14 protein-coding genes are annotated in these 19293 nt (G+C 59.0%); 1 reads left to right on the top strand and 13 read right to left on the bottom strand.

Features of this window, described 5'->3' with window-relative positions; genetic code table 11:
- Positions 1–3 precede the first annotated feature (3 nt).
- The 11 genes from D0550_RS25145 to D0550_RS25095 all read right to left on the bottom strand — a co-directional run bounded on the left by D0550_RS25145 (position 4) and on the right by D0550_RS25095 (position 15064).
- Positions 4–2388, bottom strand: coding sequence for a hypothetical protein (locus D0550_RS25145; RefSeq protein ID WP_116811958.1), 2385 nt, complete (start codon positions 2386–2388; stop codon positions 4–6).
- Positions 2385–3458 (bottom strand): hypothetical protein, encoded by a 1074-nt coding sequence (locus tag D0550_RS25140; RefSeq protein ID WP_116811957.1) that lies wholly within the window; start codon positions 3456–3458, stop codon positions 2385–2387. The genes D0550_RS25145 and D0550_RS25140 overlap by 4 nt, the downstream gene beginning before the upstream one ends.
- Positions 3455–4474 (bottom strand): hypothetical protein, encoded by a 1020-nt coding sequence (locus D0550_RS25135; RefSeq protein WP_116811956.1) that lies wholly within the window; start codon positions 4472–4474, stop codon positions 3455–3457. The genes D0550_RS25140 and D0550_RS25135 overlap by 4 nt, the downstream gene beginning before the upstream one ends.
- A 398-nt stretch (positions 4475–4872) precedes the next feature.
- Positions 4873–5799: a GTP pyrophosphokinase gene (locus D0550_RS25130; protein ID WP_241520922.1), complete on the bottom strand. Its 927-nt coding sequence runs from the start codon at positions 5797–5799 to the stop codon at positions 4873–4875.
- Between the two features lie 314 nt (positions 5800–6113).
- Positions 6114–6926 carry a FecR family protein gene (locus D0550_RS25125; protein WP_116811954.1) on the bottom strand — a complete coding sequence of 271 codons (813 nt, stop codon included), beginning with the start codon at positions 6924–6926 and terminating at the stop codon, positions 6114–6116.
- A 171-nt stretch (positions 6927–7097) separates the two neighbouring features.
- Positions 7098–7841: a DUF6445 family protein gene (locus D0550_RS25120; protein WP_116811953.1), complete on the bottom strand. Its 744-nt coding sequence runs from the start codon at positions 7839–7841 to the stop codon at positions 7098–7100.
- A 20-nt stretch (positions 7842–7861) separates the two neighbouring features.
- The gene (locus tag D0550_RS25115) at positions 7862–8605 is read right to left on the bottom strand and encodes a SapC family protein (RefSeq protein ID WP_116811952.1); all 744 of its coding nucleotides are present in this window, start codon (positions 8603–8605) and stop codon (positions 7862–7864) included.
- A gap of 28 nt (positions 8606–8633) precedes the next feature.
- Entirely contained in the window at positions 8634–10187 is a 1554-nt protein-coding gene (locus D0550_RS25110) for a tryptophan halogenase family protein (RefSeq protein ID WP_116811951.1), read from the bottom strand.
- Positions 10188–10196: 9 nt separating this feature from the next.
- On the bottom strand, positions 10197–13385 hold the full coding sequence (locus D0550_RS25105; RefSeq protein ID WP_206606529.1) for a TonB-dependent receptor: 3189 nt from the start codon (positions 13383–13385) through the stop codon (positions 10197–10199).
- Positions 13386–13503: 118 nt separating this feature from the next.
- The gene (locus tag D0550_RS25100; protein ID WP_161966040.1) at positions 13504–14532 is read right to left on the bottom strand and encodes a FecR family protein; all 1029 of its coding nucleotides are present in this window, start codon (positions 14530–14532) and stop codon (positions 13504–13506) included.
- On the bottom strand, positions 14525–15064 hold the full coding sequence (locus tag D0550_RS25095) for an RNA polymerase sigma-70 factor (RefSeq protein ID WP_116811949.1): 540 nt from the start codon (positions 15062–15064) through the stop codon (positions 14525–14527). Before D0550_RS25095 ends, D0550_RS25100 begins: the two co-directional genes overlap by 8 nt.
- 387 nt (positions 15065–15451) lie before the next feature.
- Here D0550_RS25095 and D0550_RS35020 point away from each other — a divergent pair, with 387 nt between their 5' ends.
- A complete protein-coding gene (locus D0550_RS35020; RefSeq protein WP_161966039.1) occupies positions 15452–15619 on the top strand; it encodes a hypothetical protein in 168 nt (55 codons plus the stop codon).
- Positions 15620–15856: 237 nt separating this feature from the next.
- Here the strand turns inward: D0550_RS35020 and D0550_RS25090 are convergent, their stop codons facing one another.
- Together D0550_RS25090 and D0550_RS25085 are read right to left on the bottom strand one after the other, a co-directional pair.
- Positions 15857–17233, bottom strand: coding sequence for an MATE family efflux transporter (locus tag D0550_RS25090; RefSeq protein WP_275129284.1), 1377 nt, complete (start codon positions 17231–17233; stop codon positions 15857–15859).
- Between the two features lie 724 nt (positions 17234–17957).
- A complete protein-coding gene (locus tag D0550_RS25085) occupies positions 17958–18629 on the bottom strand; it encodes a DsbA family protein (protein WP_116811947.1) in 672 nt (223 codons plus the stop codon).
- Positions 18630–19293: the final 664 nt, after the last annotated feature.

The following is a 19293-nucleotide window of genomic DNA, read 5'->3' as shown; positions in this document are numbered from 1 at the left end:
GACTCAGGAGCGCCTGGTGGCGCCTGCTGCCGCGCGTTTGCCGACCGTCACATACGCCGCGACACGGTCTTGATCGAGTGGAAACCGCTCCGGGATAACCTTGCCCAAGGGTACCGCCGCCAAGCGCCGGCGACCGCCATCTTTGTCGTAGACTGCTTGCGACGCCCAATAGATCACATCGGAGTAAACGTCGCGGAACTTGGCCGCCTCATCGGGCGCGAGCTGACGCTTGCGGAAGATCGCGGTCACGTGATTGAGCTCGTCCTGCCAGCGCAGGGTGCTATTGGGTTTATCGAGTTCGACGAGCAGCGCCAGCCCAAGGACGCTCGAGAACACCTGGCGCGTGACCCAGTTGCGGACCTGTCCGAGAGTCTCTTGATCCAGTTGGGCGAGAATGCGTTGGCCTCGATCCAGCATCGCACCGACCAAGCCAACGGAAATGGACGTGACTTCCTTGCTTCGACGGGACAGGCGCCCCAGGGCGAGCGCGGCCACATCGCACGCGAGTTCTTCACTCATGAAACGCACGTCCCGCGGCCAGTTCGGGTGCTCACGTCGCTCGGCCATTTGCAGATAGCGGCGCGAGTTGTCCAACTGGGAGGCTTCACGCGCCACGCGCCGCTCCGCCACGGCGAGCAGGTATGCAGCTTCACGCCCGGTTCGATTCGCACGTGCCCCCGGCGGGATGCCGTCGACGACAGCCAAGGCGCTCAAGCACAGCGTACGCGTCCCTTGCCAATGTCCGCGAATGGCATAGATCAACGCGTATACCACCAGCGCGTGGTACTGCTCCGGATCGACGCCCCCAAACTCGCTGTTCAGATTCTTCAGGTCCACCTCGAGCGTGTTGTTGAACATGTCGTCTTGCAGTTGATTGCATCGTGCCTGAATACTGCTGTATTCATCGTCGAAGCGCAGCGCAGGGACGCCTCGTATCGAGGGTTTGTTATTTCGCTCCGTGACTTCACTGAGCACCACCGTCGAGATGAGCAGTGATGCCCGAGAGTTGTCGGCATTGATGGCAAGGTCGCGTAACAAGGGCATGAGGTCATCGCCCAGACGCATGCGCAAGATGCCCAGGAGTTTCTGTGCACTCTTGGTTTTCGGGGAATGGACCACGGCCTGAAACATGTCTTTCTCAACCGCCACGACGCGGACCTGCCGATCCCATTCACTGATGATCGAATCGATGTAGTCCTGAGGGCGCTCACCTCCAGCGCGCTGCGCGGCGATGGCGCGTAACTCTCGTGCTCGCCGACGCCACTCTTGCGCTGTCGAATGTTCAAGCTCATGCGCGAGCTCCTCGCGCCGTCGGATCGCTCCTGGAACGCTCAGGTCGATATGATTTGGGTAGAGCACATTCAACCAGCTGAAGATGCGCAACTCCGTAGAGTTTTCCTGGTCGGATCGATTCTCCGTTTCGAAGAACTGCCAGTGACCGAGAAACGCCTGCGGATGGCGCAGGTACAGCCGCTGATACTCCCCATCCGCCGAGGAAGTAAGCCCAGCAACAGGCGCGGCGTCCGACGCGCCGCGCGGCGGCTGGCGTGCAGCCACAAAGATGTTTCGTGAGCCTGTGACCAGCACCAGTCGGCGCCGCTGTGGCGCGATCTTACGATTGATCCACGACAGCCGGTTCAACACCTGCGCATCGTTCGACACCGCCCAATCCGATTTGCCCCGGCCGCGAGTTTCCGCGAGTCGCTCCCGCCACAGCTCGAAGCCATGAACATAGTCATGAAACTCCGGATGAGTGAGATCCTCCGGTGGCGTGGGGAACGTGAAGCCAGTGGCAGGATCGACATAGCGCTGTACATTCGTGAGGCGCGATGCACTGATTCTGCTGAAGCGCTGCGCTTTCTCGAACGGACCGCTGCGCTCGAACACCTCCATCAACGCGGTCGCCTCTTTGATGAGCAATTCGACGAGCTGTTGCTCACTCTTGCCGCCCTGACGCACGTGTTCGAGCACGTCTTTGGCCTCGCTCTCGGCGCGCCGAATCCACTCGGCCATATCCTCTTGCACCCGACGGAACTGACCATGCAATTCCTGATCGTGCGGACTGATGACGAGCAGTTGGCCAAGCTCCTGACTATTGGCCTCGACGCCACTTTGCAGGCGGTGGATGATGAAATCGCTCATCATGCGCACCAGCACCTTCGGCAGCTCGCGGTTTTCGCCAAACAGTTCTGCGTAGCGACCGTTGCTGTTCGGATCGAGGTAAGACACCAGAATGTCAGTGTCGACGACGTAATGAATACGCCAGTCCTCCTTTCGGTGCTGCTCATCCTCCCAGTAGCCGGCACAGCGAAACAGCAACTCCCCAGCGGTCCGGTAGACGACCGCAGTCCGATCGGCATCGGCATCCAACGTCGCCGATGAGTTCATGGTGCATGCACTCCTGTGGTCTCCGCCGCCCCAAGAGGGCTGATCGACACGAAGAGCTGATTCATCTGCAGCATGACTGCCTCGGCCTCTGCCAGACGCCGGCGGACCTCAGCCTTTTTGGGGATCACGCTCGGCCTCGCCGGTGCTTGGGGCACTCCAATCGTGGGTCGGCAATGCGTTCGCAGAAAGCCCTCCGCCGTGGCGGAGAGCCCCGTAATCGCCGTCGGCACTTTGGCACCTGGTACATCGAGCATCAGCCGATCGGAGATCTCATCGCGATGAGTAACCTTCGCCAGACGCTTCACCAGTCGACCGAGCACATGATCCAAGCTCAGCGCCCGCGCCTCACGATCGGTCACGTCTCTGAGCCCAGCCGCCAGACGCTCCGGCGTGACCACCCGCACGATCTGCTCGACCAAGCGGATCAATCGCCGCTCGAGCAATTGCCCACGCGCCTCGCTGTTCGAGGCCGCTACCTGTACACATAGCCGCTCGAGCCCCGGTGCGACATACAGCAGATCGTCGGCCCAATGCTCCTGCCCACTTTCCAACATCACTTCGAAAGCATCGAACAGGTAGCCAAGCGGGAACTGCCGGCAACCGATCAGCCGGCGTGCCGCCGCGTGCGCCTCGCGACCGTTGGTCAAGGACTTGAGCGAGGCGATCGCGTAGAAAAACAGCTCCGGAATCTCCTCGCCCCACGCCCCCGAGCCAAGCACCGACTCATAGTCACTCAGGTGATGATGTGCATCGGTCACTGCAATGAGCACCATCAAGTCCTGCATGCCCTGGGTCGGAAACTCAGGCCGCCGTGCATGCCGGAAGAGATTGCCAATCGCAGCGACGAAGGCCGCTCGTGCGTTACCGGACAGCTTTCGATACACGAGCCGGAGCGCCTGCACGAGCGTGTCATTGCGCTCGATGCCGAACTCGATGAACGATTCGGCCTCCTCCCGGGCGGTCCCCGGTGGACCATAGGCGTCCACCAGCCGCTGTTTGAGCCACGCCTCCATGGCCACCGCATCGCTTTGATTCAACCGCTTGAGCGCGGATCCATTGGCCTGCTTCATTCCGCGACTCCGCGCGCCCGCAGGTAACTAAGGATCACGCCCTTGCGCTTGATCAGCGAACGACGCTTCTCCAGTAACTGATCCAAGAACGCTCGGTCATTCTCTCGAGCTCCCCGACCGCGACTCTGGGTCGTCATCGTGAGATACCGCACCTCGAGCCCGTCCAACTGATTCAGCGGCAGCGACCGTGTGATGCGTTCCGCACTCCCCGCGATCGTCTTGCGGCGCTCCTGCGACAACAATGCAAGATCGACGGTACAGCCCCATCCCCGCGCCGACATGTCACGACTGCGCTTGCAGTTCGGCATGACACGAAAGCGACTGTTGCCGAAATCCGCGAACGTTGGCCGCGCGAGCTGCACATCACTCATCGATGTGAGCGAGTGTCCGCTGAATCGATAGGCCAACAAATGCACCCCTTTGCCATGATGAATCAGCCCGAGCTTGTCACGTGCACGATCTGCGGGCGTCGGGCTGCGGCTATAGCGCGGCGTGATGTCCTCTTCGATCACACCATCCGTGGCGAGCCAGCAATTGGCGGCTGCAATGGGCTGTCCTAAGGTGGCGTGCGGTGCGTGCCAACCTGGCATGGCGGTAACGAGCCGAACCACATGGACAGCATGCTGCATCTCAGAGGGATTCGTCGGTGGCTCTGCTCGCGGAATCGCTTCGGGCAATTCGCCGTCCTTGCGGCAATGTTGGATGAACACGTGCCAATCGACGGTACTGTGCAACGTATGCCCGTTGAGCCCCTGGGTGCGCTGTCGTGCGCGCCGAAGGTAACGCGGCTGACCACGCGCCGAGACGCGCATAGACACCGCCTTTCGCGCCTTATAGAACGGCTGCTCCGGATGTTTCTCCATGTGACGCGCGAGATCTTTTAGATATTGCAGAGTTGCGCGTGGCCGCATCAACTCTTGCTCGCAGGTGTCGGCCACGTTCACCAGGAACAGCTTCCCCTGCGTACCGTGCTTGCCGTGGCAGAGCTGATCGAGAAGCCTGACTACGTCTTTCATGATCGACCGCCTCAAACCCCATCCTCATTTCCCACCCGCCCGCAAGATCATCCGCGCTGTCTGCGGATGCGACATCGGACCTGGGTAGTGCGATCAGCCTAACCGGATCGCCATCATCGATCTGTCATTTGAATGATTGGGCGCCGCAGCGCGCGATGCACGCCATAGGGCAGTTGCCAACAGTGATCCGCCTCTTCGCATGGCGTCTTCCTTGTTATTGTAATGCTCATCTAGATCAATGTTTGCTAGCGAGCGTACTGACCACGCGAACCGCTGTCCAGAACTTCTCATATCAAACTCTGTGATGCATGAGCATCTAATGTTGCAAGTTAGCGAACAACGTCCTGCGACGATGGCTGTCGCTCCGCAGCATCTGTAGCAATGCCGAGCGAACACCCTCAAGAACCATTGGGTCCGTTCGGCCGCAACTCCTCCCAGGCCCGCAGGAATTGCAACTGCGTTGCGACCGCCGCCCGGATGTCCTGCTCGCGATCGGAGCCATCAATAGCAGCGATGCCGGCAACGACCTCGAAGTTTGTTGGTGCACGCTCCTCGAGCTCTTGGAAAACCTCCCGAATGATGGCGATCGAGCGAGCCTTCGCTCGATCTCTGAGCTCGCCAATGGTATTGAGCCTTCTGCTGTTGAGCAGTTTTAGCAGTCCGTCAATTTCCCTCTGTGCACAGCTGATCCCCAGCTCGCTCAGCACCGGGGGAAGATTCTCAGCATTGAGCGGATCCAAATCTCGATAAGTCGCCTGCTCCTGGAACCTCGCGAGCTCTTCGTAGAGCAAGTTGAAATGCTCATCGATGGCAGTCAGCTGGGAACTGATGATCTGAAACTGCTTGCGGACCGCAAAAGAGGTATGTTTGTTTGGTTTGTACCCAAGCAGGTGCTCAATATCGCCCCAAACATCTTCGGCGAGCGTTCGTACCTGAACCTCGAACCACGGGCGATCCTCTATTGGAATGCTCGAGGACCTCAGTCGCACCACATAGTGAATCGATGCATAGCCACTGTCCTTCGTTTGCTGCGGGATATGCTTCAGCCCGAAGCGCTCCAACAGCTCCCCACTGAGGTATGCGACGGGCGGATCGGACGCCGATATCTCGAGGCTTTCGCTGGTGCGTAACGCCCGATCGACCATCGGCAAGTTCGAGAGAAAATAGACGACGATCCGTGCCCCAAGCGCGTCATGCATGCGCCTGATGCTGTCTTGAGCCAGGCCATGCGGAAACGAGGATGGCTTGCGAATGATCTTGTCGACGACGCTTTCCGGACGCTTGATTCGCGTCACAGTTCGCTTGATCGGCGACGGAGCAGGCATCCGGCTCGAGCTCACCTGGTTTGCCCATGCGACCGGTTGCTTCCACCGAGTGAAGAACTCGCGTAACTCCGTTTCCGTAGGCTTCAGAATGGACTGAACGTAGCCTTCGTAAACTCTCAGGAATTCCTGCTGCTTGAGGGGTGTGACCAAGATAATCGTACACCTGGAGAAATCTCAACGAAGCTGCCGCTGGCTGTGCGCGCATCGATGCCGTTCGACGCGGCTAGTTCAGTGACCGCTAAACCCTGCTGCATCTCCCCTGTGCCAATTTTGCACGCTGCACATCGCTACGTTTGGGATGACGAGGCTCGACGCTAGAGCGCATCTTGAGCGCTGCTGCCCGCCGCGGGACCGAGCTCATCTCCCCTCTCGCTGGCGACAGCCAATCCATCCACGAGGCGAAAAGTCTTCCCCGCCTTGATCACATGCTCATGATTCTTCGTCCCTGCCGGCCTGATCGCGACCTCGCCTGTATGAACCTCGAACTCGACGCCCATGTTGACCCTCGCCGTGAACTTCGAAGGCACGGAGGTCGTTGCGGTCGCAAGATACGTGGACAGTTCAAACGGTTCATCCAGCGCAGGCACATCGAAGGTCGCCTCGCCTTCCACCAAGTGCGCATGCCCGTGCTGATCGCGTCCATCGACCCGAAGCGTCGCCCCCTCTTTCAGCGAGGCCACGACGCCCCCATGCAGTGTGTATCTCTTCATCTCACCGACAGTCTGTATCGTGCCGCCTGTATCCGAAGACGGCATGTCGAACCACCACAAGCAGACCACCGCCACGAGAATCACCGCCGTTGCGACCACTGAGCCATGCGTCACGAGCGTTTGAGTCGACTCATCGATCAGCTTGTGCTCACCCTCCTCGGGAAGCTGTTCGGTCAGTGGCCTGCTGGATGGTTCTGTGCCCTTCGACAGCGCGCCTCGTCGGTCCCTGAGATTGATGACCTTGGCCGAGGACCTTCGAGTCGCATAGGACAGCGGCGCCGGACATGTGGAGCCTTTGTCGTACCTCGGCCCTCGATCTTTTGTTCTTGATCGCCAGCGGCCGCGCCACAGCTGACGCATCAGGCTCGAGAGCGTTTGGCGCAAGCGATCAGGTGTCCCGCTCCGTTCGTCTTTCATTCTTATGCCTCAAGCCGGTGCAATTACGCCCCCATGTCGCCGCCGCTGCGGTGAACACGGAAAGTAGTATCATTCTCAATCACGATTCATAGTGGAGACTTGTTGGATTAGCCGGATGACCCCTGACCACACGTGTTCCTTCACGGCGACAGGCAATCCGAACACGTCGCTCTATGTAATACGATCGACCGACGCCGACAGCAGCAATGCCGTCACGGTTAGACGCCACTCGCTCCGATCTTTCGGGCGATGGAACTGCGAGTCGATCTTCGCCGCGTGAAGAATCCTCGCCGGATAGACAATTGCGCGATTGAACTGCAACTCAGTCGAAAAGATCGTCTCAAACAGCAACGTATCTCCATTGATATAGTCCCTCTTCGGGGCTCCATGCGTCCGCAGATCACTGTTGAGCGCAATCTTGTAGTTGCTGACGTTGTCCTCGGTTATTTCTTCATAGCCCGTTCTTCTATGTCTGTAGAACGCGGTTCCGGAAAACCTCGCGCCGCATAGATAGATCACCGCCGCGAACAGATTGGGGTCTTTTGAGTCATAGTGGGGAATACATTGGATCGGCAGTAAGTCTTCGCTCGCCGTGGTCACGACGGAGAAGAAACTCGTATCGCGACAGATGGTCTGGTTACGCTCCAACACCCCGTGACGTTGAAGCATTGGCGTCAGCCAGGCGCGGAACGCGCTCGAGAAGCGCTCAGGCATCGCAGCCCGCAAGCCGGGATATAGATTGCTGCTGTCCTCGGCGTACGACTGGGCAAAGCCCAAGGCAGCCACGCCCTCGGGATCGCGTAGAACGTCATCGATCACGCACACCTTGATGCCACGCCGACCGATGCTCACCAGCTCGACGTGTGCATTGGGATTGAACGCGAAGACCGTCGTATCGTGCGCTCCGTCGTCCATTGACAATCCCGGTTCCGATCCTAGCTTGCGTTACCCTGCCACGCGCGAGCCAGGGTGATGCGCTGATTTTTGAGCCGAATGAGGTTGAAGATTTGCCCGGTGGAGATCATCACGGCGTACAGCAGGTCGAGGTCGCCCGCCTGCCATAGTCTTGTGATTTCCGCGGGTTCGAGCTGCCTGAATTTTTCCTCATCGAGACCGTAAAGCCCCTGGACTTGCAGCGGCGTTCCATCATCCAACACGATGTCCAGCATGAGGGGCGCAAGCAGATCCAAGGACAGCACCGCCGCGATGAATTGCTCAGTCGCTGTTTTTCCCGCGACCAGTTCACCAAGGATGGCCAACATCTCCTTGAGATACGCAGAGTCGCTCCCATCGGCATTCACGATCGTTCGGGTGCCCGAGCTGTCCACACAGGGATGATCGAGATCGATGCATAGGACATTTGCGCCGGCAGCCTCTGGCGCATCGTCGAGCCCCACGTAAAAGGGCTGTCGCCGTACGTTCAGCGGTACATACGCCACGTCGAGCTGCGTTCCCGTCCAGAACAGATTCTCTTCGAGCCCCAAGCCACTCAGCACGTAGGGAGCGAACCGCCCGGTGTCGGGATGTTTCGCAAACACGATCGGATATTGAATCGCGGCTTTACGGAATTCCGCGACGACGATCGGGATCAGGTGTTGGCGGGCTGACCCCACCTCCACCCGATCTGCGCAGATGCGCAGTTGCCCGTGTTCGCTGCGCGATAGCTCGACTAGATGCATACGTCCCCTGTTCGCGATCGCGCAATTGCTAGATCTTCTGCAGGCCGAGCGTTTTGATCTTGTCGATCAGGTCGCGATTCCTCGGCAGTGTCTTGGTCCATCTTGCCTTGAGTGTTTCGTTCTGCGCGAACGCGCGCCTCGCACCGCCGATGTCCCGATCCAACCCCTGCTGGCGCATATCCGTCCTGAAGCCCATCCCAAACAGCACATACTGGTAGCTTGCGGCCGGAAACATCTCGCAGTTGCTGCTGAAATCCTGATCCCCCGGTGCTCGATAGCGCCACAGCGCCATCTGCTCCTTCAGGCTCTCCGGAATGCTCGCAGGATCGCGATTGTCGATCCAGAATTTGGAATCGGTGCGTTGACTCAAGATGTAGTGGAGCTTAAGAAAGTCGATGATCCGATCCCAGCGATACTGCGTGGTTTGATTGTATCGACGGGCGACGATGTCCATCGTTTCACGCGTCGCCGGCAGCATCGTGCTGATCAGCTCCGCCGATAGCTCGATCAGCACGAGCGCTGACGCTTCGAGCGGCTCCAAGAACCCGCCTGCGAGACCCACGGCGACGCAATTTCCCTTCCAGAACGTCTGACGATGCCCGCAAGCGATCTTGATCTGTCTGGGTTGCACATTGCGATGCCTGTCCCCTACATAAGCGCGCAACTCGCTAAGGGCAGCTTCGTCCGTCGTGTGATTGCTCGAGTAGACGTACCCCACGCCGCGCCGGCTTTGTAGCCCGATGTCCCAGATCCAGCCATGCCTCTGGGCGGTCGACACGGTGTACGGGACGATGTCGCTTTGTGGGTCGTCATAGGGCACCTGCACAGCGAGCGCCCGATCAATGAAGAGAACATCGCTGCGAGAGACGTACGGCACGCCCATCGCCTCACCCAACAACAACGACCGGAATCCGGACGCGTCGATGAAGAGGTCACCGGTGAGACGGCCGGACTTGCGGGTTTGCACAGACTCGATGTCGCCGGTGTCGGATCTCACGACCTCGGTCACATCATCAACGATGTGGCGCACGCCAAGGTTTTTGACACAGTGATCGCGTAGGAACGCGGCGAACCGCCCGGCGTCCAGGTGATAGGCGTAATTGACGACCCCGGCATATTCAGGTGTGGTGATCAATTTTGGCGCAAGACCCAACTCACACACCGCTTCCTGAAAACACACTGCGTTGGAGAACGAAGGAGCATTGCCCTGCGCTTCCGACGCTTTCATCCAATAGGGCGCGAGATCAAAGCTCGGAAAACCCTCCGGCAACATCAACGGATGGTAGTAGAAGTCGGACGCGTGGCCCGTCACCCATCGCGCGAACTTCGCGCCGTGCTTGAACGAGGCGTTACATTCTCGGAAGAAGTCCGTCTCGGAGATGCCCACCTTCTTCAACGTCGAGCGCATGGTCGGCCAGGTGCCCTCCCCCACACCGATGATGCCGATCGTCTCGCTTTCAACCAGGGTGATCTCGATCCCCTGGCCGGGGCCCATCACGTGCCGAGCCGCAATGATGGCGGCGGTCAGCCATCCGGCTGTTCCGCCGCCGACGATGCATATCGATCGAACCGGACGTTCCATGACTTCTCTTCAGAACTGCGCCCGAACGCCGATCTTATATCGGCGTCCGCTGTCCTCCGCATAGAGAAACTGATTCTCGTAGTAAGCGTACTTCAAGATGGGTCGGTTGGTCAGATTCACGCCTTCGATGAACACCCCAAAGGTATCGTTGAAGTGATAGGTCGCGCTCGCATCGAGCTGATAGCGGCTGCCGACCTGCGTGACGGCCTGTCCGGCCCCGTTCAACGGTGGCGGTGAGAGATATTGCAGAAAGTTTTCACGCCAGTTCAGTGCCATCCGGGCCTCGAACGTACTCTGATTGTCGTAGAACAATACCCCGTTGGCCGAGTTTGACAGCCCGGTGAGCGCGAATTTGTTGGTCAGATCCTGCGGGTCCAAGTCCTTGTTACTGTGCGCGAACGTGCCGTTCAACTGGACGCCAAAGCCGCTGTCGCCGAACGATTGCTGGATCCCGGCTTCCAGGCCATACACCTGCGCGCTTTCTCCGTTCGTGGGCGCCGTGATGGTGAATTGCGCCGGTTCTCCGGTCGCAGGATCCAGCAGCGGCGTCCCGGCGCCATTGTTCACCACACCCGTCGTTTGATTCAGGACGATGAAGTTGCTCACGTCCTTGTAGTACACACCGACCGAGATGAAGTTGGCATGCCCGTAATAGTATTCGACCGACAGATCGAGGTTGTCGGATCGAAACGGCGCAAGATCGGGGGTGCCGCTCGCCGCCGCGAAGTTGCCAGGCCGCAATGTGACGAGCGTCGTGACCGGTGAGAGCTGCTCGAGCGTCGGGCGCGTCATCGTCTTGCTTGCGGCAAAGCGCGCGGTAATGTCCTGCGTCAGTGCCCACTTGAACGACAGGTTGGGCAAGATGTCCGTGTAGTGATTGGATTTCGATAGCGTGGCGGTGCCGGCCGTCGACACGCCATATTGGGTGGCATCGTTGGCAAGCCTCGTCAGCGCCACGAAATTGGTCGCAAGCCCACTGATATCCGCCTGCGTATTCTCCACCCGCACACCCACGACGCTACTGAAGGATCGACCACCCAGGCTGCCTGCGAACACGGCTTGCAGATAGCCGCCGTAGACTTTCTCCTCCACGAGCGAATCGTTCACTTTGGGCGGCGCGAAGGTAAAGCCGGGTGTGATGGCCTGTTGCTCGCGTGTGATCGCATCGAACAGAGACTGTCCATCGAAGGTGAGCCATTGGGTGGTCAGCCGATTCGCGCCGCTGATCCCCGACAGCAAGCCGCTGCCGGCATTGAATACCCCGATCGGCACACTCGCGGGCGCTGCGTTGTTATAGCCGCACGTCGTACAGCCCGTGCCACCGTCATTTGAGTAGAGCGCGGTGTCCTTCTTGTCACGGGAAAACAAGCCGCCTAAACGCAAGCTCGTCAGTCCCTCACTCGCATCATCGCCCGCGATGTCGAGGTCGGCACGCAGCTGGGTCACTTTGTCATCGACGCCATAGCCGCGATAGAGCATCACGTGCTGGAACAGGGGCTCGTTGCCGCCTGCGACACCGGCATTCGGACCACTCGTTGGTCTCACGAAGCCGGTGGTGTACGGCAGGATTGCCCCGTCAGATTGATACCGGATCGTTTGTCCGGTGTAACCGAGCAACGCAAGCTCGCTTTCCGCACCGCCGTTCGGGTCTTCCTTCGCTCGCGAGAAGCTGCCGTCCAAATTGAGCGTCATGCGATCTGAGATCTTCCATTCGGCATTCAAGCCGGATGCGGCTAGACGCGTCCGCTTATCAAACGCCTTGTCGTGAAAGTCGGAGGCCATACCGACGCCTTGGGTCAGATCGATCGCCGTTCCGTTGGCGTCGGTGACGACGTTGGTCAAGTTCGAGGGCGTGAACCAATGGCCGTACGAACGCGCATCGGTCGTATTGGTGAACCGCGAATAGAGCGTGTCCGCGGTGATCGTCAGATCGTCATTGGCCTTGTATTGCAGCACCAAGGTGCCGCCCACGCGCTTGCGATCCTCAAACGTCACCTTGGTGTCGAAGTTCTGCGGGACGAACAGATTGGCTTGCGGATTTGAGGCCGTGGCCGCAACCCCGGCGCCCCCATTGATCTGCGCCGCCGGTGTTCCACCATTGACGATCCAGCCATCGGTCTGCGCCTGATTGAGCCGATCCTGGCGCCGCTGATAGCTGCCCGAGGCGAGGATCCCCAGGCGCCCATCGAAGAAACGATCGCTGATTAAAAAGGCTGCATCGGGCGAGGTCTCCTCCGAATTGTCCTCATAATTCACATCCGCCGACGCAGAGAATTTGAACCCGTGATAATCGAAGGGCCGCGCGGTCTTGATGTTGATGGCCGAGCCGACACCACCGGATTGCAAAGTCGCAACCGATGACTTGAATACCTCGACGCCTGCAATGAGTTCCGAGGCCAGCGTGTCAAACGAAAAGGATCGCCCGCTTGCCTGGGAGGGATCCGTGGGGGTCGCAATCTGTCGCCCATTGAGCAGGACGGTATTGAACTCCGGTCCAAAGCCGCGCACCGTGACGAACGCGCCCTCACCACCCGAGCGATCGATCGACACGCCGGTGATTCGCTGCAATGACTCTGCGAGGTTCGTGTCAGGAAGCTTGCCGATATCTTCCGGCGAGATGGCATCGACAATTCCCAACGAGTCGCGCTTGATCGTCATGGAATTGACCAGCGACTGGCGCAGGCCAGTCACGACCACTTCCTGGATGGTTTCGTTTGCCGCGGGTGGCGGTGGTGGCTCCGGGATCTGCGTGGTTTGCGCCTGAGCAAGCCGTAGATAGCCCGAATGGCTGCCGGGCGCCGTGGACGAAGTTGGTGGTGGAGCGTCGCTCGAGGTGTCGCGGCTTCCCGCCTCGGCGCGCGTTTTCTCGATGGCAATGGGCCGAATGGTCGCGGTATTTTCGCCGCTGTAGATGGCTACCAAGCCCGTTCCTCGCAACATCTGTTCCAGGGCCGCGTGCTTCTCGAGGTGCCCGGTCACCGGGTTGGCTGTTGCATTCCTGACGACATCGTAGCGGTAGAGCAGTTGCATCTTCGCTTGGGCTGCGAAGTTTCTCAGTGCCTCCGGCAGTGGCTCGCGGCCGATATCAAACTGTGCAGGATCTGCGTTCGCCCTTCCTGGGGGCGCAAGCAGCAGTCCCGATGCGCAGGCCAACGCCTGCAGAATCGCCAACCTGACCAATCCCTTGGTTGCTCTCATGCCCCCTCCTTGGCGTATCGCGTCTTATGATTCTCACCACCTCGTCAGTGATAACGACCCGTAAGAAATTGAAAGCCCCCATTCGATTTCAACACTGTGGGTGAGAGCGCGATCTGCACTATTCGGCAGGCCCTTCGATAGTGACACGATCCGCACCGACCCGCCGGATCTGAGCGCCAAATCCATCTTCCAGCATCTTCAGCAGCGCCTCCGCGCCTTCGGGGCTCGTCTGAAAGGTACCGCCAACGGGCAACTGACGAAGCTGCGCGTCGAGTACCTCGATCTTGAGCGGCGTATATCGCATCAATTCGTTGACGACGTTACCAAGCGGCTCATCGTGGAAATACAAGCTCTTTTGTCGCCAGGCGAGCGATCGATTGAGCTCTTGCGCATTTAAGGCGCGAATCACATCGGCCTTGCCCTGCGCGTGCGCCTGCTCCCCTGCGCTCACGGCGGCTGCCGATCTGGCATAGAAGGCATCCGACGGCGGCGACTGCCCGCCGGACGCATCGACCATCTTGACCGTGCCTTCGCTGACCGTGACCTGCACACCAGCCGGCTGCAGGTAGACATTGAATGCCGTGCCAACCGCGCGCACCCAACGATCCCCCGCATGCACCCAGAACGGCCGCTGCGCATCGTGAGCCACGTTGAAATACGCTTCACCGCGTTTCAGATGAATCACTCGGCTCGCTGGACTGTAGTCGACATCGACCCGACTGTTGGTATTGAGATTGAACGAGGAGCCATCCGGCAAGATCACCGCAACCTGCTCACCGATCGCCGTTTGGAATCGGGTATCCGCCTCGAGTTGGTAGAAGTGCCAGGCCATGCCGAGCACGATTGCTGCAACCATCGCCGCCAAGACGCCAGCACGCCAGCGTCGCACACGCGTCGGTTGCGCCGAGGCGGCATTCATCACTTGGCCGAACTGCACCGCCCGAACGAGCGGACCACTCTTACGCAGCTCATCCCAGGTCGCCGTCAGCTCCGCATAGGCCTTCGCGTTGTACGGATGCGCACGCAGCCACTCCTCCAACCTCGCGTGGTCGGCAGCGGTCACATCGTCAGCGTTCATTCGGGCCACCCAGTCGCTGGCCTCTCGCTCGGTGGCTTGCGGATCGGGCAATTGATGAAGCTCACCCATGGTGCCCCCGCGTGGCGCCATAGTGAACTTTCAGATAGCGATTCGTTTCGCGTAAGCCGCGGGAGATATGCTTTTCGACGGTCTTCACCGAGATGCCCAGTTGGTCAGCCACCTCCTTGTATGAGCACTCGTGAAAGACGCGCAGCGTGAATGCGGCCCGGCATTGCGGCGGTAACCGATCGATGGCTTGCTGTATGAGCCGGTTACGCTCATCCCGTAACAGCCCAGACTCGGTGGACTCGTATTCAGCATCGATGCACCACTCATCAGTGCTCGCCTGTATGTCGCGCTCCACCGTGCGTCGATGACGAATCTCGTTCGCCGCGAGATTGCGCGCCGTAGAAAACAGAAACGCCCGGGGGGTCACGATCGACTCGCGGTCGCGGTAGGTGCGGAGGAAGGCTTCCTGGACGATTTCTTTTGCCGTTTCCGTGGAACGCACGAAGCGGCGGATGTATCGAAGCAGGGGGTGGCGACTCTCGGTGAAGAGTTTGATGAAGGTGTCGGTGGGGGAATCTGAGGGGGGCGTCATTGCCGTGGGGTCCGTCGGGGGACCGTATCCTTCCGTGGGCGGGGTGGCAACTGTCGGAAATCACATGGGGGAGATTGGCGCGTTGGGTGTCCGGGGCATTTTGACGTTGTGGAGGCCTGGCTTCCCAACTCGCCTCAGGGAAATGTCAGAAATTTTTGTGTGAGCCCGTGATGATTCATTCGCTCAACACAGATCGATCCACAAATTGGATCACCACTGCGCACATCGGCCGTCAACCCGGGACCGGGCGCACACGTACGCCGACCTCACAGCGTCTGCATCGGCCGGGGCCTTTTCGGCGAGGACGTAGCCTCATTGTCGCTATTCGCAACATCGGTCCTTTCCATCAACTCAGCGTTGGTGAGTTAGTTAGGACTGAACCCGAGCGTGCGACAGTCGGGATCGACCGATCAGCGGCGGGTCAGTATCGGCCTGGCAGATCCCAAGGACATGGGCATTCCCAGCGAGGAAATCTACGAGGAAGCACCTGGTAGCAAGAGCTTGCCCCAGACAACCCTCGATCAGGACACTCTCGTGCTCGCGAGCGCTGCCTGAGACCTTCACACATATCACCAGATGCGCCCGCAAGTCAGTCCATGGAAGAAAGTCCGGATAGCGATCGCACGGCCGCTATCACTTCCATCAGGTCTGTGTGCTTGCACGACAGGCGGCACGTAATTCATTGCCGCGCCGCATCTTGTTGACAGTAATGACGTGCAAGACATCCCGAAAAGCTGCTGAGCTAGCAATTCGTTCCCGCCAGCCACCCTCTCACTCACGCGAGCGGCGGAATCATCGAACGGATGATTGTTCACCTTCAGTACGGTGCCAGCCTCCATATCGGTAGTACAGAATCGCAAGTAGGACATCGACCATTGCCGAGATCGTGAAGCTCCACCAGATAGCATCGGCCTGCCATCGATCCAAAAAGAGCGCGGCCAACGGGTATCGCACGAACAGTAGAGACAGGATGTGCACAAGGAGCGGCACCATCACGGCCCCCGCGGCGCGCATGACACCAAACAGCACTAGCGGGATGCTCATGAATGCCAGCGACCACGTCACGATGCTGTTCACGTGACTCGCGATATCCAGTGCGGGCGACCCCGCGGGCAGAAAGAGACGGTACGCGTGACTCTCGGCCGCGTAGACAATGGCGACGATCGTCCCGGTCACCGCGAAGCTATATCCCATGCCCAGATGCGCCGTATGTTTGACCCGCCTCCAGTTTCTCGCACCAACATTCTGCGCCGCCACGGTCGACACGGCGGCGGCCATAGCGAGCGCCGGCATCAAAATGTAAGTCCACAACTGCAACAGCGCGCCGTACGCCGCAGTCGTCTCTACCCCAAAGCGATTCACCAAAGCGACCATCAGAACCGAGCTCAGCGATACCACGAGCACTTGCGCGCCCATCGGAATGCCCTTGCGTACAAGCTCGCGGGCGATGGACCAGTCGACCCGAAGGTTCTTGGCGTCCTCCTGGGTGAGACACAGCGGATGGCGCCGGCGGTACAAGTAACGCAGGAGTGCTGCTAAGCACAGGGCTTGAGCAGTGCAACTCGCGACCGCGGCCCCAACGACGCCAGCGCCCGCAATGGCAGCCCCACCGAGCACGAACGCCGGAGTGAAAACCGCCCCCAAGGACACTGACAGCACGACGAATCTTAGTGGCGTCTTCGAATCTCCGATGCCGAGTAGCAGCGACATCACAAAGGCCAGTAAATACAAGCTTGGCAGCGCGAGAAGCATCACCCTCAGGTACGGAATAGCGAGCGCCAGAGCCTCGGGCGCCGTCCTCATCATGATTAACAAAGGCTCGGCGAACGCGAGACCCAGTACCGCCAAGGCGATCGAGAGTGCTGAAAAGACAACCACGCCCGTGCCTACGACGCGCCTGGCACCCGCGACATCAGCGACGCCCATGCGCTGCCCCACCAGAATCGTTGCGGCCGTGGCGATGCCGAATGAAGTGCCAGTCAGAAGGATCATCAGCGACTGCGCGTTCGTGAGAGCCGATAACGCCGCCTCCCCCAGAAAGCGCCCGACCCAGAAAGCACTGACGGTACCGTTCAAGCACTGCAAGATATTCGCGCAGAGGATCGGGAATGCTAGCTGGATCAACCCACGGCTGATTGGACCCGCGGTCAGGGAGGTGGTTGTATTCACTGAACGAGTTACTGGCTGTGAGTGGCTGTTGAACTCAGCAACGCTACGTAAGATGCCAGAGTAGCGCCACTGCAATTGCGCCTCCGTTGGCCCTCGTTGTCGTTGCGACACCTGCACCGTCAACTCACCATGATGAACATCGGAACGACGAGTACATGCCGCAATCGTGTCAATCGCGGCAGATCTTCCGTTCACGATGGGCTCGCCGGTGTTGTGATGAACCTCTCAAGACGGCTTCGTGGTATTCCTCGGCTTCGCGGTACTTAGTCCCTTTGTCCTCAACTCATCCAGCTTGGCCACGACGTGCACATTCGAGCGCACCTATAAGGCATCGACAACGCACGAAGCATAGGACTGGACCGTGGCAGTTGGAGCCTTTGAGTGCCTGGCCACATAGCAACTTAGCGAACGGGTGGATGACTCATGGGTACTATGGAAAGCCAAGCTTGGCCGACCAATTCGCCAGCGATACATGCACGCTCGCTGCCCAGCGGTGCCATTCCTTTGCCGAAGCGCCGAGCGTCGCCAGCAAGAACTCGATCACCCACTCCAATCAACAAGCCGCTTAGCGCAACCCATCCCGCCTTTACCTTCTCGCGACTGCGAACCAATCTTCACTCGCCCAGTTCCACCCAGTTCATCAACGCAACCATGCATACAACCGCGACCGAGCAAGCACCCAAATACCTCAAAGAAGGCTGGTGACTAACTCTTTGCATGGTCATCAGAAAGCAGGCACCCCACCTGCGAGCACCAACTTCGCCATCCGATCAAACTCGTCCAAGCTGGGCGGTCGAGAGAGAAGCCATCCATTTATTACTACGGTGGGAGTGCCGCGGATGCTCAACTGATCGCCCAATTGATGTCCTTCCACGACGCGTGGCACAGGATCACGGCGTTGCATGCATGCTTCAAACGCCACATAATCCTGAACACCAGCTTCGATGGCAAACGTACCCCACGCTTTCAGTCCAAGCTGACCCTGCTCGGCGAACAGAAGATCATGCATCGCTTCAAAATTCCCTTGCTCTCCAGCGCATTCTGCGGCACGCGCCGCTGGCTCTGCAAAGCGATGACCCGGTAGCGGGTAGTGAATTACCGAAATTTCGATTTGTGCTGGGTATCGATCACGGAGATCTTTCAGTATCTTTAGAAAAGAAGCGCATGAGGGGCACTCGAAGTCCACAAACTCAATCACCTGGACAGGAGCATTTGAGGGCCCAATCCGGACGCCCTTCGCCATGTAGTCCCTCCATCCATCAATGTATGCTGGCTTCTCAGATAAAATTAGGTCCGGTCGGTTTGATGCAGTATGGAACTCTCGAAATACCACCACACTGGTCGTGGTCAACGCGCAGCCAACCAAAATGGCAGTTAGCAATTCGTCGCGATTCATTGGTGTATCAAACCCACATCCGCATCAAGCCGATGTGTAAACACACAATCTTCCTGCCCCGGAGGTGTTGCAAGAGAATAAAGCACTGCAAATATTGTTCGCCAGTGCGCATCCCGACGGTGGCGCGGGGCATGGCTGACAGGCGCACATGACCGTATTGTAATCTGAGCAAGCAGCTGCGTACGAAGAAGAAGGAGTTCCAATTCCAATCAACGCCAACAGCCCGCTCCCCATTACACCAATAGCACCCAACTGAATCCTTCGATTCGCATCCATATACATCTCCCAAAGAAACGTCTCAACTCTAAAGAAAAGAATCGATCCCCTCTTTTCGCAACCTCGGGCGTAGTTCGCCTGATCGCAAAGTCTTACAGATGCCGAAACTAGGCCTCGCAGGGCAACTGTGCAAGCGGCCACAAGGATCAAGAATCGGCACACGGAACTCAACGTATTAATACCCATGGAGAAAATCCACACATCGAAAGCAAGCATTGTTGTGGACCGTCTAGGCATTTTTGACTTGGAATACCAGGCCCGCCAGCCAGGCTTCCAGCCCCGTTACCTTCTTCCAATCTCAGTTATCTGGGATTCGGCCCGCTTGGCCCGGCATGATTCAAGCCCTCAGTCATCCATGATCCTGTCTCTTATACACATCTGACGCTGC

Source organism: Steroidobacter cummioxidans (genome assembly GCF_003104955.1).
The sequence above is the reverse complement of the archived record's forward strand: the minus strand, read 5'-3'. Positions and strand labels throughout refer to the sequence as shown.